Annotated in this window: 12 protein-coding genes; 3 read left to right on the plus strand and 9 right to left on the minus strand. The window is 70.1% G+C overall.

Going from position 1 to position 13,702, the window contains the following annotated elements:
- Positions 1–18: 18 nt before the first annotated feature.
- Together EV279_RS13580 and EV279_RS13585 are read right to left on the minus strand one after the other, a co-directional pair.
- Positions 19–795: a lysophospholipid acyltransferase family protein gene (locus tag EV279_RS13580; protein ID WP_243728570.1), complete on the minus strand. Its 777-nt coding sequence runs from the start codon at positions 793–795 to the stop codon at positions 19–21.
- Between the two features lie 18 nt (positions 796–813).
- Positions 814–1,746: an ROK family glucokinase gene (locus EV279_RS13585; protein WP_133544983.1), complete on the minus strand. Its 933-nt coding sequence runs from the start codon at positions 1,744–1,746 to the stop codon at positions 814–816.
- 212 nt (positions 1,747–1,958) lie between these two features.
- Here EV279_RS13585 and EV279_RS13590 point away from each other — a divergent pair, with 212 nt between their 5' ends.
- Positions 1,959–3,788, plus strand: coding sequence for an AMP-dependent synthetase/ligase (locus tag EV279_RS13590; protein WP_133544319.1), 1,830 nt, complete (start codon positions 1,959–1,961; stop codon positions 3,786–3,788).
- A 56-nt stretch (positions 3,789–3,844) separates the two neighbouring features.
- On the opposite strand, the gene def is transcribed toward EV279_RS13590, so the two are convergent.
- From def to EV279_RS13605, 3 genes are read right to left on the minus strand one after another with little or no spacing between them, the layout of a single operon-like run.
- Positions 3,845–4,336, minus strand: a complete 492-nt coding sequence (def, locus tag EV279_RS13595; RefSeq protein WP_133544321.1) for a peptide deformylase — start codon at positions 4,334–4,336, stop codon at positions 3,845–3,847.
- 1 nt (position 4,337) lies between these two features.
- A complete protein-coding gene (locus EV279_RS17070; RefSeq protein ID WP_243728571.1) occupies positions 4,338–6,470 on the minus strand; it encodes a MinD/ParA family protein in 2,133 nt (710 codons plus the stop codon).
- 48 nt (positions 6,471–6,518) lie between these two features.
- On the minus strand, positions 6,519–9,926 hold the full coding sequence (locus tag EV279_RS13605; protein WP_133544323.1) for a pyruvate carboxylase: 3,408 nt from the start codon (positions 9,924–9,926) through the stop codon (positions 6,519–6,521).
- A gap of 74 nt (positions 9,927–10,000) precedes the next feature.
- Here EV279_RS13605 and EV279_RS13610 point away from each other — a divergent pair, with 74 nt between their 5' ends.
- Positions 10,001–10,810 carry a ParA family protein gene (locus EV279_RS13610; protein ID WP_133544325.1) on the plus strand — a complete coding sequence of 270 codons (810 nt, stop codon included), beginning with the start codon at positions 10,001–10,003 and terminating at the stop codon, positions 10,808–10,810.
- A 78-nt stretch (positions 10,811–10,888) separates the two neighbouring features.
- Here the strand turns inward: EV279_RS13610 and EV279_RS13615 are convergent, their stop codons facing one another.
- The 3 genes from EV279_RS13615 to EV279_RS13625 all read right to left on the minus strand — a co-directional run bounded on the left by EV279_RS13615 (position 10,889) and on the right by EV279_RS13625 (position 12,735).
- A complete protein-coding gene (locus EV279_RS13615; protein ID WP_133544327.1) occupies positions 10,889–11,425 on the minus strand; it encodes a MerR family transcriptional regulator in 537 nt (178 codons plus the stop codon).
- A gap of 117 nt (positions 11,426–11,542) precedes the next feature.
- Positions 11,543–12,235 carry a MerR family transcriptional regulator gene (locus EV279_RS13620; RefSeq protein WP_133544329.1) on the minus strand — a complete coding sequence of 231 codons (693 nt, stop codon included), beginning with the start codon at positions 12,233–12,235 and terminating at the stop codon, positions 11,543–11,545.
- Positions 12,235–12,735: an FHA domain-containing protein gene (locus EV279_RS13625; RefSeq protein WP_133544331.1), complete on the minus strand. Its 501-nt coding sequence runs from the start codon at positions 12,733–12,735 to the stop codon at positions 12,235–12,237. Before EV279_RS13625 ends, EV279_RS13620 begins: the two co-directional genes overlap by 1 nt.
- A gap of 182 nt (positions 12,736–12,917) precedes the next feature.
- On the opposite strand from EV279_RS13625, the gene EV279_RS13630 reads away from it, so the two are divergent.
- Entirely contained in the window at positions 12,918–13,277 is a 360-nt protein-coding gene (locus EV279_RS13630) for a hypothetical protein (protein ID WP_208109535.1), read from the plus strand.
- Positions 13,278–13,300: 23 nt separating this feature from the next.
- Here the strand turns inward: EV279_RS13630 and EV279_RS13635 are convergent, their stop codons facing one another.
- Positions 13,301–13,681 carry a hypothetical protein gene (locus tag EV279_RS13635; RefSeq protein WP_243728572.1) on the minus strand — a complete coding sequence of 127 codons (381 nt, stop codon included), beginning with the start codon at positions 13,679–13,681 and terminating at the stop codon, positions 13,301–13,303.
- Between the last annotated feature and the right edge of the window lie 21 nt (positions 13,682–13,702).

The following is a 13,702-nucleotide window of genomic DNA, read 5'->3' on the forward strand; positions in this document are numbered from 1 at the left end:
TGCGCGTCGTCCGGCGGGCTAGGCTCCCGCGGGGGCATCCGACGGGGACGGATGCTGCGCCTTCGCGCTCGCCGCCGGCTGAGGCGCGTCCTGCACCCTGGGTCGCGGTCGGCCCGGCTTCGTCAGCCGGTCCTTGACGGTCGAGGCGTAGACGTCCTCGTACTCCTGCTCGCCCAGCCGCTGCAGCGCGACCATGATCTCGTCCGTCACCGAGCGGAGGATGTACCGGTCGCCTTCCATGCCCTCGAACCGCGAGAAGTCGAGGGGCTCGCCGATGACGATGCCGACGCGCACGATCCGCGGCCAGTGCGTGCCGATCGGGAGCATCGTGTCGGTGTCGACCATGACGACGGGCACGACGGGAACGTGCGCCTCGAGGGCCATGCGAGCCAGGCCCGTGCGTCCGCGATAGAGCTTGCCGTCCGGGCTCCGCGTGCCCTCGGGGTAGATGCCCAAGAGATCTCCCCGGCCCAGCACCTGCAGGCCCGTGTTGAGGGATGCCTCGGACGCCTTGCCGCCGGAGCGGTCGATGGGGATCTGACCCGTCATCTTGAAGAACATGCCGGTGGCCCAGCCCCGCAGGCCCCGCCCGGTGAAGTAGTCGCTCTTGGCCAGGAAGGCGACGGGACGGTCGATCATGAGCGGGAGGAAGATCGAGTCGACGAACGACAGATGGTTGCTCGCGAGGATCGCCGCACCCTCTGCCGGAACATTGCGCCGGCCGACGATCCACGGCCGCCAGATCGCCTTCGTGATCGGGCCGATCACGATGTACTTCATGAGCCAGTAGAACAAGGTGGATCCTCCCGCGGGCTAGACGCGACCTGCGAGGTCTGCCGCGCCGATGATGCCGGCCGCGTTGCCGAGCCGCGCGATCGCGAAGTCGGCGACAGGCCGGTCGCCGTAACCGGGCAGCGACGTCTCGTAGGCGATCCGCACGGGCTCCAGAAGCACGTCCCCGAGCTCGGCGACGCCCCCGCCGATCACGAACAGCGAAGGATCCAGCACGGCCTGGAAGCCGCCGCACGCCTCGCCGAGTGCCGTCGCCACCCGGCGGAGCGCCTCGAGCGCCCCGGGGTCTCCGGCGAGGACGAGCCGCGAGATGGCGGGGCCGCTGATCGAGCCCTTCTCGGCGCGCACCGCCGCGAGGGCGTCCCCGATGCCGCCGGAGTCGGCGATGTCGCCCGCCTCGCGCTGCAGTGCGCGACCGGACGCGTACTGCTCGAGGCATCCGTTCTGTCCGCACCCGCACGGGCGACCGTCGCGGGTGAAGCGCATGTGACCGAGCTCGGCGCCGATCCCATGCCCGCCGCGGTACAGCTCGCCGCCCAGGATGACCGCTCCCCCGACGCCCGTCCCGAGCGTCAGCATCACCATGTCGCCGATGTGGGCCCCGCCGCCGAAGCGGTACTCGGCCCACCCCGCCGCATTGGCGTCGTTCTCGATCGTGACCGGCATGTCGAGACGGTTCTCGAGCTTGGCCTTGAGCGGCTCGTTGCGCCAGGCGATGTTCGGCGCGTGGATGAGCACCGCCCCGTCCCGGTCAACGAAACCCGCTGCCGCGACGCCGACCGCCGCGACGTCGTGCGTGTCGCGGAGGTGGCGCACCATGTCGACGACGGCATCCTCGAGCGCCGCGGTGTCGGCGGGGGTCTCCACGCGGAGCTGCTCGACGATGGTCCCCTCGTCGTCGACGACCCCGCCTGCGATCTTCGTCCCGCCGATGTCGATCCCGACCTTGAGCACCGCGCTCCCTCCGCCAACCTCGCTCATCGCGTCGCGACGGCGCCTTGCAGTCTAGCCGCGCGGGACGTCGCGCCGAGGGTCGTGTGACACGGACCTCTGCACGCCGTGGCGCGGGCGGCCGCATCCCTCCCCAGTCTCCCGGGCCCGGGCCCGTTCCCGGATACACTCGAAGGCAAGCGCACCCGATTGTCGCCGGTACCGAAGGAGTTGCCGTGGTCCAATTCGAAGTCCCCGCCATCGTTCCCGCCGATCCTCAGGCGAACGTCACCGATCTGCTCGCGGAACGGGTGAAGGCGACGCCGCAGCTCGCCCTGTTCGCCGTTCCGGAGGGCGACGGATGGCGCGACATCACCGCAGCGGAATTCCAGCGCCAGGTCATCGCCCTCGCGAAGGGCCTCGCCGCCGGTGGGATCGAGCCCGGCGACAAGGTAGGATTCATCGCCCGCACCACCTACGAGTGGACGCTCGTCGACTTCGCGCTGTTCTATGCCGGCGCGGTGATGGTCCCGATCTACGAGACGAGCTCGGCCGCGCAGATCCAGTGGAACCTGTCGGACTCGGGCGCCGTCGCCGTAATCACCGAGTCGGCCGAGCACGCCGCCCGGGTCGAGGAGGTGCGCGGCGAGCTGCCGCTCATCCGCACCGTCTGGTCGATGGGCGACGGCGATCTCGACAAGCTCGTCGCTCAGGGGAAGGACGTCTCGGACGACGAGATCGAGCGCCGCCGGAACCTCGCCAACGGAGCCGACATCGCGACCCTCATCTACACGTCGGGCTCGACGGGCCGGCCGAAGGGCTGCGTGCTCACGCACAGCAACTTCGTCGAGCTGAGCCGCAACGCCGCGAAGTCCCTCCACGAAGTCGTCGAGACGCCGGGCGCGTCGACACTGCTCTTCATCACCACGGCGCACGTGTTCGCGCGCTTCATCTCGATCCTCGACATCCACGCGGGCGTCAAGACGGGTCACCAGCCCGACACGAAGCAGCTCCTTCCCGCCCTCGGCTCGTTCAAGCCGACGTTCCTCCTCGCCGTGCCCCGCGTGTTCGAGAAGGTCTACAACTCGGCCGAGCAGAAGGCGGAGGCCGGCGGCAAGGGCAAGATCTTCCGCTCCGCCGCGCACGCGGCGATCGAGCACTCCAGGCTCCTGGAAGAGGGCAAGAAGATCCCGCTCGGCCTCAAGATCAAGTTCGCCCTCTTCGACCGCCTCGTCTACAGCAAGCTGCGCGAGGCGATGGGCGGCAGGGTCGTCTACGCGGTGTCGGGCTCGGCTCCCCTCGGCTCGCGCCTGGGACACTTCTTCCACAGCCTCGGCGTCGTGATCCTCGAGGGCTACGGCCTCACCGAGACCACGGCGCCCGCGACGGTGAACCTCGCGACGAAGTCGAAGATCGGCACGGTCGGACCCGCCCTCCCCGGTGTCGGCATCCGCCTCGCGGACGACGGCGAGATCCAGGTGCGCGGGATCAACGTCTTCAAGGAGTACTGGCGCAACCCCGAGGCGACGGCGGCCGCGTTCGACGGAGACTGGTTCCTCACCGGCGACCTGGGCTCGTTCGACGACGAGGGCTTCCTCAAGATCACGGGCCGCAAGAAGGAGATCATCGTCACGGCGGGCGGCAAGAACGTGGCCCCCGCTGCTCTGGAGGACCCGATCCGCGCCAACCCGATCGTCGGTCAGGTCGTCGTCGTCGGCGACCAGAAGCCGTTCATCTCGGCTCTGGTGACGCTCGACCCCGAGATGCTGCCGACGTGGCTGGCCAACAACGATCTGCCGGCCGACATGTCGCTCGAGGACGCGGCGAAGAACAGCGCCGTCCGCGCCGAGGTCCAGAAGGCGATCGACAACGCCAACAAGTCCGTCTCGCGCGCGGAGTCCATCCGGAAGTTCACGATCCTTCCCACCGAGTGGACCGAGGCGAGCGGGCACCTCACCCCCAAGATGAGCATCAAGCGCAACGTCATCCTGAAGGACTTCTCGTCCGACATCGACGAGCTCTACAACGTGCCGGTCTCGACGACCAACGTCTCGCTCGGGGGCTGAGAGGCCGCCAGGCGAGAGGACCCCGGGCATCGCGCGGGGTCCTCTCGCCTGTGAGCCTAGAACCAGTCGGACTCGCGGATCTCACGCATCGCGGTCTTGCGCTCGTCCGGCGAGAGACGTTGGATGAAGAGCATCCCGTCCAGATGATCGGTCTCGTGCTGCAGGGCCTGTGCGAGGAGGCCCTCCCCCTCGAGGACGACCTCGTTCCCGTCGAGGTCGAGACCTCGGACCTTCGCGTAGGGATGACGCAGGGCATCGTGCCAGAGACCCGGGACCGACAGGCATCCCTCCCCGGTCGGCACCGCCTCTCCCGAGACCTCGACGAGCTCGGGGTTCAGGATGTAGCCGATGTCGCCGTCGATGTTGTAGCTGAACGCCCGCAGGCCCACGCCGATCTGCGGCGCGGCGACGCCGGCGCGACCCGGCAGCTCCACGGTGTCGAGGAGGTCCTGCACGAGGGCGCGGACACCGTCGTCGATCGTGGCGATGGGAGCGCTCGGCGCGCGGAGCACGGGGTCGCCGAAGAGGCGGATCGGCCGGACCGCCACGTCAGGCTGCCGAGGCGAGGGAGCGCAGCCCCTCGACGACGCCGGCCGCGAGCTCGCGCGCGGCGAGGCGGGTCTCGGGGCGGAGGTCGCGGAACGCGATGGCGCTGCCGGCCGCGATGAGCGGGTCGTACGGCATGCGGACGACGGCGCGCACGCGCGACTTGAAGTGGGTCTCCAGCTCCTCGGGCCGCACGAGCGGCGCACCGGGGCGGGCGTTGTTGAGCACGACGACCGCGCCGCGGACCTGCTCCGAGTAGCCGTTCGTCTCGAGCCACGTGAGGGTCTCCGACGCCAGACGCGCTTCGTCGACGCTCAGCCCCGACACCACGACCAGCTGGTCGGCGAGGTCGAGCGTGGCCTGCATGACCGAGTGCACGATGCCGGTGCCGGTGTCGGTCAGCACGATCGAGTAGTAGTGCGCGGCGATCGAGGCGACGTCGTGGTAGTCCCGGTCGCTGAACGCCTCCGACACGCGCGGGTCGGCATCGGACGCGAGCACGTCCAGGCGGGTGTCGTCACGTGCGACGATCGACGAGATGCCCGCATAGCCCGAGATCTCGCCCCGCGCCCGCGCGAGGTCGCGGACCGTCTTGCCGTTCTGACGCGAGATCCGGTCGGCGAGCGTGCCGCGGTCGGGGTTCGCGTCGATTGCGATGATCCGGTCGTCGCGCGCGTCGGCGAGTGCCATGCCGAGGAGCGTCGTGATCGTCGTCTTGCCGACCCCGCCCTTTCGCGAGAGCACGGGCACGAAGCGCGCGCCCTGCCCCAGCGGCGCGGAGATCCGGCGGTCGAGCTCTTTGCGCGCGCGGGCCCGCTTGCCGTCGCCCAGGTTCACCCGCCGACCCGTGATCGAGTAGACGAAGTGCTGCCACGCGCCTTCCGGCTCGGGCTTGACCACCTGGTGTGGGTCGAGCAGGCGGTCGGCGGTGAGCAGGTCGGCCGACTCACGGCCGGGCTCGAACTCGCCGAGGCGCTTGGAGGTGAGCGTCGCCACCTCGGGACGCGCGTGAACGCGCTCCATCGCGTGCGCCCGCTCGAGCGACTCGGCGTTCGCGGCGCGCCGCGTCGTCGGGTTGGAGCCCGTCGTGGTCGGCACCGATGCGGAAGGGCCGCCGGATGCCGCGGCCCCGCCCGCCTCCGCGGCTGCGGGCACACCCGTCACAGCCTCGCCTGAGGCCGCGGGCTCCGCGGCTGCCCGGCTCTCACTTCCCGGGTTGTCGTGTTCCATCACGATCTCGGCCTCCACGGTCGATTCGGTGCCAGTCCCAGTGCCAGTCGCAGTGCCAGTCCCAGGAGCGGTGCCAGTGCCGGGCTCGCCCCACCCGTCGTCTCCGGCGAGGCGGGACGTGCCGTCGATGTCGTCCGCGTCGACACCCTCCACGAGGACAGGACCGTCGAGGACCTCGTCGAGGACGTCGTCGGGGACCTCATCCTGACCTGCGCTCGAATCGCCCACCACTCCCCCGACGGCAGCGCCCTCGGGGTCGTCGTGCTCGAGCTCGGCGACGATCTCGGCTTCCTCCACGCCCACCGTATCCGGGTTTCCGGGCTGGGCATCGGCTCCCGCCGCCAACTCGGCCGGCTCGGGCTCGGCATCCTCGAACTCGAGAGCGTGCGGATCGGAGCTGCCCGACCCGCCGGAACGCTCCGACGCGTCCTCCTCGTCCTCGTCATCCTCGACATCCTCGTCGGCCTCGTCAGCCTCGTAATCCTCGAGCTCGGCTTCGATGACGTCCTCGTCCTCGACCGGCTCGGGGATGTGGTGCGCCTCGACGGGCTCGCCGGCGTCCCAGGCGTCGGACGGCGCCAGCTCGTGCGCCTGCTCGTGCGCCGGCTGGCCCGCCGGCTCGCGGGCCGCTTCCCCGAGCCACTCGGCCTCGTAGGCCGGGCGCTCCAGGCGCGGCGTGAAGTCAGGGAAGTCACCGGCCTCCGCCGACTCGACGGAGACCTCATCTCCCACGACGTCGTCGTCGCCCAGCTCCTCGTCGTCGGATCCCGACGGCAGCACGACGCTCACTTGCGCGGTGCCGCCACCGAGGATGCCGATGGCGGTCGTGTCGATGCCACCGGTCTCGGCGAGCACACCGTTCTGAGGCTCTTCGTCGGGGTGCTGGTCGTTGCGATCGGGCGTCACTGCGTGGTCTCCAGGGGAAGGCGGGCGTTCGGGTGCCCGCCCTCCAGGCTACTGGGCCGGGCGGATGACGACCAAAAGGTCCCCCGCCTCCACCTGCTGTGTACCCGAGATGGCCACCCGTTCAATCACTCCGTCGACAGGAGCCGTGATCGCGGCCTCCATCTTCATCGCCTCGATCGACGCCACGGGCTGGCCCGCCCGCACGGTGTCGCCCGCGTCGGCCTTGATCGTCACGACACCGGAGAACGGCGCCGCGACCTGACCGGGCCGGGAGGTGTCGGCCTTCTCCGCCTGCCGTGTCTCGACCTTGATGCTGCGGTCGCGCACGTAGACGGGCCGAAGCTGGCCGTTCAGCGTCGTCATGACCGTGCGGATGCCCTTCGCATCGGCTTCGCCGATGGCCTCGAGACCGACGTACAACTGCACGCCGGGGTCGATCTCGGCGACGTGCTCCTCCCCGGGCTTCAGTCCGTAGAGGTAGTCCGGCGTGCCGAGCGTCGAGAGGTCGCCGTACGTCTCGCGGGCCTTCTCGAACTCCTTCGCCGGTCCCGGGAACAGCAGGCGGTTCAGGGTGCGGCGCCGGCTCAGCGCGTCGCCGGCCAGACCCTCGCGCTCCGCCTCGGTGAGCGGCGGAATCTCGATCGACACCTCCCGGCCGGCCAGCACCTTCGAGCGGAAGGGCTCGGGCCATCCGCCCGGCAGGTCGCCCAATTCGCCGGCCATGAAGCCGACCACGGAGTCGGGGATGTCGTAGTTCTGGGGGTTCTCGGCGAAATCGGCGGGATCCGCCTTGGCCGCCACGAGCGCGAGCGCGAGGTCGCCCACGACCTTCGACGACGGCGTCACCTTCGGGATGCGTCCGAGGATGCGGTCGGCCGCCGCGTACATGTCCTCGATGAGCTCGAAGTCGTCGGCCATCCCGAGCGCGATCGCCTGCTGCCGGAGGTTCGAGAGCTGACCGCCGGGGATCTCGTGGTGGTAGACGCGCCCGGTCGGTCCGGGAAGCCCCGACTCGAACGGCGCGTACAGGTGGCGCACGGCTTCCCAGTACGGCTCGAGATCGCTCACCGCGCCGAGATCGATCCCCGTGTCCCGCTCCGTGTGGGCGAGAGCCGCCACGAGCGCCGAGAGCGAGGGCTGGCTCGTCGTTCCCGACAGCGGGGCGGCCGCGGCATCCACGGCGTCCACACCGGCCGCGCTCGCTGCCAGGAGTGTCGCGAGCTGTCCCCCGGCGGTGTCGTGCGTGTGCAGGTGCACGGGCACATCGAAGCGCTCGCGCAGCGCCGAGACCAGCTTCGCGGCGGCGGCCGGTCGCAGCAGTCCGGCCATGTCCTTGATCGCCAGGATGTGTGCTCCCGACTCGACGATCTGGTCCGCCAGACGCAGGTAGTAGTCGAGCGTGTAGAGCTTCTCGGCGGGGTCGAGCAAGTCGGCGGTGTAGCAGACGGCGACCTCCGCGACGGCTGTGCCCGTCTCAAGCACAGCGGAGATCGCCGGGCGCATCTGATCGACGTCGTTGAGGGCGTCGAAGATGCGGAAGATGTCGACGCCGGTGGATGCCGCCTCGCGGACGAATGCATCGGTCACCTCGACGGGCCGAGGCGTGTAGCCGACGGTGTTGCGGCCGCGCAGGAGCATCTGGATGGGGATGTTCGGGATCGCCTCCCGCACGGCTGCGAGCCGCTCCCACGGATCTTCGGCGAGGAACCGCAGAGCGACGTCGTACGTCGCACCACCCCACGCCTCGACCGACAGCAGCCCGGGAGTCATGCGGGCCACATGCGGGCCGACGCGCACGAGGTCGCGTGTGCGCACGCGCGTCGCCAGAAGCGACTGGTGCGCGTCGCGATAGGTCGTCTCGGTGACCGCGAGCGGCACCTGCTCCCGCAGCGCACGCGCGAAGCCCTCGGGACCCAGCCGGCGCAGACGGTCGAGGTTGCCGGCCGGCGGAGGCGTCGACAGGTCGATGACCGGGAGCTTGCTTCCCGGCGACACCGCGAGCGGCTTGTCGCCGTGGGGACGGTTCACGGTCACGTCGGCGAGCCAGTTGATGAGCTTGGTCGCGCGGTCGCGCGACGGGTGGCTCGTGACGAGGGTGGGGCGCTCCTCGATGAAGGCGGTGCTCAGGTCGCCGATCACGAACGAGGGATCGTCGAGCACGGCCCGCAGGAACGGGATGTTCGTCGCGACGCCGCGGATGCGGAACTCGGCGAGGGCCCGCTTGGCTCGGGCGACCGCCGCGGGGAAGTCGCGACCGCGGCACGTGAGCTTGGCCAGCATCGAGTCGAAGTGGGGGCTGATCTGCGACCCCGCCGCTGTCGTGCCGCCGTCGAGACGGATGCCCGCACCGCCGGGCGAGCGGTACGTCGTGATGCGTCCGGTGTCGGGGCGGAATCCCTGCGCCGGGTCCTCCGTCGTGATGCGGCACTGGAGGGCGGCACCGCGGAGCACGATGTTCTCCTGCGCCAGACCGAGGTCGCTCAGGGTCGCGCCGGCGGCGATGAGCATCTGGGACTGGACGAGGTCGACGTCGGTGACCTCTTCCGTGACGGTGTGCTCCACCTGGATGCGCGGGTTCATCTCGATGAAGACGTGCTGTCCGGCGCGCTCCCCCGCCGTGTCGACGAGGAATTCGACGGTGCCCGCGTTGACGTAGCCGATCGACTGGGCGAAGGCGACGGCGTCCCGGTGGATGCGGCGGCGCAGCTCGTCGTCGAGGTTCGGCGCGGGGGCGATCTCGATGACCTTCTGGTGCCGGCGCTGCACCGAGCAGTCGCGCTCGAACAGGTGGACGGTGTGGCCGGTTGCATCGGCGAGGATCTGCACCTCGATGTGGCGGGGGCGGACGACGGCCTGCTCGAGGAAGACGCGGGGGTCGCCGAAGGCGGCGCCCGCCTCGCGCATCGCCTCGGCGATGGCCGGCGGCAGCTCGGCGGGCGTCTCGACGCGGCGCATGCCGCGGCCGCCTCCGCCGGCGACGGCCTTGACGAAGATCGGGAAGCCGATGTCAGCGGCCTGTGCGACGAGCTCGTCGACGTCCTCGGACGCTTCGGTGGACTTCAGCACGGGCACGCCGGCGGCGATCGCATGCTGCTTCGCCGTCACCTTGTTGCCCGCCATCTCGAGCGCCTTCGACGGCGGCCCGATGAACGTGATGCCGTGCTCGGCGGCCCGGGCGGCGAGCTCCGGGTTCTCCGAGAGGAACCCGTATCCCGGGTAGATGGCGTCGGCACCCGATGCCAGCGCCACCCGGATGATCTCGTCGACGTCGAGATATGCCCGGACGGGATGCCCCTGCTCGCCGATGACGTACGACTCGTCGGCCTTCTGCCTGTGCAGGGACCCGCGGTCTTCGAAGGGGAACACGGCGACCGTGCGCGCCCCCAGTTCGAACGCCGCGCGGAATGCGCGGATGGCGATCTCACCACGATTGGCGACCAGGATCTTCCGGAACATCGGCACCTCGTTCGGACGTCCACATGCGGGGGCTGAGTGTGCTCTCAGCCTAGGGGACGGTAACGTAGACCCTTGTGCACGTACTCTCGGTGAGCTCGCTCAAGGGCGGGGTCGGAAAGACGACCGTGACTCTGGGGCTCGCATCGGCCGCGTTCGCTCGCGGAGTCCGCACGCTCGTCGTCGACCTCGACCCTCAGTCCGACGTGTCGACGGGCATGGACATCCAGGTGGCCGGTCGCCTGAACGTCGCCGATGTGCTGGCCAATCCGAAGGAGAAGGTCGTCCGGCAGGCGATCACCTCCAGCGGCTGGGCGAAGGTGCACCCGGGCACGATCGACGTCATGATCGGCAGTCCCTCGGCCATCAACTTCGACGGCCCGCACCCGAGCGTCCGCGACGTCTGGAAGCTCGAGGAGGCGCTGGCGACGATCGAGGCCGACTACGACCTCGTGCTCATCGACTGCGCTCCCTCCCTCAACGCGCTGACGCGCACCGCCTGGGCCGCGAGCGACCGCGTCATCGTGGTCACCGAGCCGGGGCTCTTCTCCGTCGCCGCCGCCGACCGGGCGCTGCGCGCCATCGAAGAGATCCGCCGCGGACTCTCTCCGCGCCTCCAGCCCCTCGGCATCGTCGTAAATCGCGTCCGTCCGCAGTCGATCGAGCACCAGTTCCGCATCAAGGAGCTGCGCGACATGTTCGGGCCGCTCGTGCTCTCGCCGCAGCTTCCCGAGCGCACGTCGCTTCAGCAGGCGCAGGGCGCCGCCAAGCCGCTGCACATCTGGCCCGGCGACTCCGCTCAGGAGCTCGCCGCCGACTTCGACGCGCTCCTGGACCGCGTCATGCGGACCGGCCGTATCCCCGTCCCCGGCGAAGCCCGCGCCTAGGGCGTTCGGCAGGGAGCGGCCAGCGGCGAAGGCTCCGGCGAAGGGCCCCGCGGGAAGGGACTGGCCGGAAAGCGCGGGTCAGGCGCTGCGCGCCGCGCGACGCGCCGCCAATTCGTCCATCGCGTCGGGCGCCTGCGGCTCGAACTCCACGAGCGTCGACTCCACTTCGCGCAGGACGTTGCCGACCGCGATCCCGAACACGCCCTGGCCGCGGCTGATGAGGTCGATGACCTCGTCGTTCGACGTGCACAGGTAGACCGAGGCGCCGTCGCTCATGAGCGTCGTGCCGGTGAGGTCACGGATGCCGGCGGCGCGCAGCTGATCGACCGCCGTGCGGATCTGCTGGAGCGAGATGCCGGTGTCGAGGAGACGCTTGACCAGCTTGAGGACGAGAATGTCGCGGAAGCCGTACAGGCGCTGCGACCCCGAGCCGCTCGCACCGCGAACGGTCGGCTCGACGAGCTCCGTGCGGGCCCAGTAGTCCAGCTGTCGGTAGGTGATGCCCGCGGCGCGGGCGGCGACCGCACCGCGGTATCCGACCTCGTCGTCCATCGCCGGAAGACCGTCCGTGAACAGGAGGTCGCTGGCGAACTGCGGCTCGTCGGCAGCTGTCATGCTGAGCCCCCTCCCGGACCGTGTCCTTCAACGCTAGATGAGGTGTGCGCCCCGGGCAACGACATCCGCTCCCTCGGCCTCGGCGTGTCGCGGAGATCGGCGCTGTGGACGAATCGATCAGGACAGAAGGCGGTCCAGCGCGCTGCGGACGAAGATGGCGCGAAGCTCCTCGAGGCGCTTGGCGAGCTCGGGCGCGAGCTCGCTCGCACGGGCGCGGCTCGAGGCATCCGTCCGCCGCAGCAGAGCCGCGAGAGCCGATTCCACGAGCGCCACATCGCGCTCCGCGCTCTGCCGCAGCGTCCGCACGTGGCGAGGCTCGATGCCGTGCCGGTCGAGCGCGACGAGGGCCCGCAGGATCGCCACCTGCTGCTCGGTGTACGCGTCGGACCCGGCCAGGACCCCGGTGCCGATCGCGTCGTTCAGCAGCTGCGGCGCGGCGCCGGTCGCCGAGAGCAGCTCGTCGCGCCGATAGCGGCGAGGAGCGGGGACGATCGAGGGCGGCGGCGCCGCCACCGGCGTGGCGGGGTCGCGGCCGGCGTCGACATCTTCGAGGTACTCGCGGATCACGACGAGCGGCAGGTAGTGGTCGCGCTGCAGCGTGAGCGCGAGGCGCAGCCGTTCGAGGTCGGACTGCGAGAACTTGCGGTAGCCCGACTCGGTGCGCACGGGCGTCACGATGCCCTGCACCTCGAGGAAGCGCAGCTTGCTCGAGGTGAGGGTGGGGAACTCGGGGGCAAGCCGTGCGAGGACCTGTCCGATGCTCAGAAGGCCCGCGGACGATGAGCGTTCGCGGGCAGCAGACGACGACATCAACCGTCCGCGGCCTGCGGGAGGTCGGCGGGCGAGACGAAGAAGTTGAGGCGGAACTTGCCGATGCGCACCTCGGCGCCGTTGGACAGACGCGCGCGGTCGACCCGCTCGCCGTTGACGTAGGTGCCGTTGAGCGAGCGCTGATCGACGATCTCGAAGGACGAGGCATCCCGCGTGATCTCCGCGTGACGCCGCGAGACGGTGACGTCGTCGAAGAAGATGTCAGCCTCGGGATGGCGGCCCACCGTCGTCACGTCGGTGTCGAGCAGGTAGCGGGCGCCGGCGGTCGGACCGGAGCGGACGATGAGGATCGCGACCCGCGACGGGAGCGCGTCGATCGCATCGAGCTCGGCTGTCGAGAGATCGGCGCCGAACGGGATGAACGAGAGATCCGAGTCGTGCCCGAACGTCTGCGTCGTGTCGGAGGCGCGCTCGCTGCCGCGTCTGTCGTCCGATTCCGCAGCGCGGCGGATCTCGTCGGGTCGGCGATTGTCGTCCACGCTGCTCCTCCTCGTCGATTCAGCCTATCCGATCGGCTCCCTGCGTGAGGAGCCGTCGCGAGCCCGCTGTCGCCGCGAACCGAGGGGTGCGCATTGTTTCGGCGTGTGTCGGTTCGGATGCCGCGACGGGCGCCCTTGCCTAGCCTTGGCGGGGTAATCGAACCTACTGATCGGAGACAGCCGTGTCGACCCCGCACTCGCACATCCCGCCCCTCGAGGTGCGTGAGCGTGCGGCGTGCATGTGCGTCCACGGCCGGGCCTGCTCGACCTTTGCCCCGGGTCACGCCCTCCACCTGATCCAGGCGCGCCTGGCTTCGGCGACGCCGTCGGACTGGGTGGACGCCATCGTCGACGTCGTGAGTGCGGACGGCACCGTCGTGCTCCGCACGATCGCCGACGCGGCGCCCATCACCGTCTGGAGCGGATCGGGCGCCGCGCAGGAGATCTCTTCCGGCACGCCGGTGGCCTTCCACGAGCGCTACCACGTCCTGGCCGCCGGTCAGCGGCGCTTCAACGTCGCGCCGCTCGCCCACCAGCCGTAACGAGAAGAGAGAAGGCGACGGGCTCAGCCCATCGCCATCATGCTGTCCTTCATGGCCATGCACGCGTCCATGCACGCCTTGCAGGCCTGAGCGCACATCTTGCAGATGTCGCTGTGGTCCGCGTGCTCCATGCACTCGTCCATGCACTGCTGGCACATCGCGATGCAGGCGTCGAGCATCGCCATCATGCTCGCCTGGTTCATGCCCTGCATGCGCAGCATGGCGCGCATCATCGTGTTGCACATGTCGGCGCAGTTCATGCACGCGGGCGCGCAAGACATCATCTGCGTCGAGCACACCGTGCAGGCCTGCTCGCACGCCGAGCAGGCGTCCATACACGCCTGCATGACCGACATGTCCATCATGTCCATGCCGGGCATCGACTTCATGTCCTTGGACATCATGTCCATCATCATCGAGTCCAC

Source organism: Microbacterium sp. BK668 (assembly GCF_004362195.1).
Classification (GTDB): Bacteria; Actinomycetota; Actinomycetes; order Actinomycetales; family Microbacteriaceae; genus Microbacterium.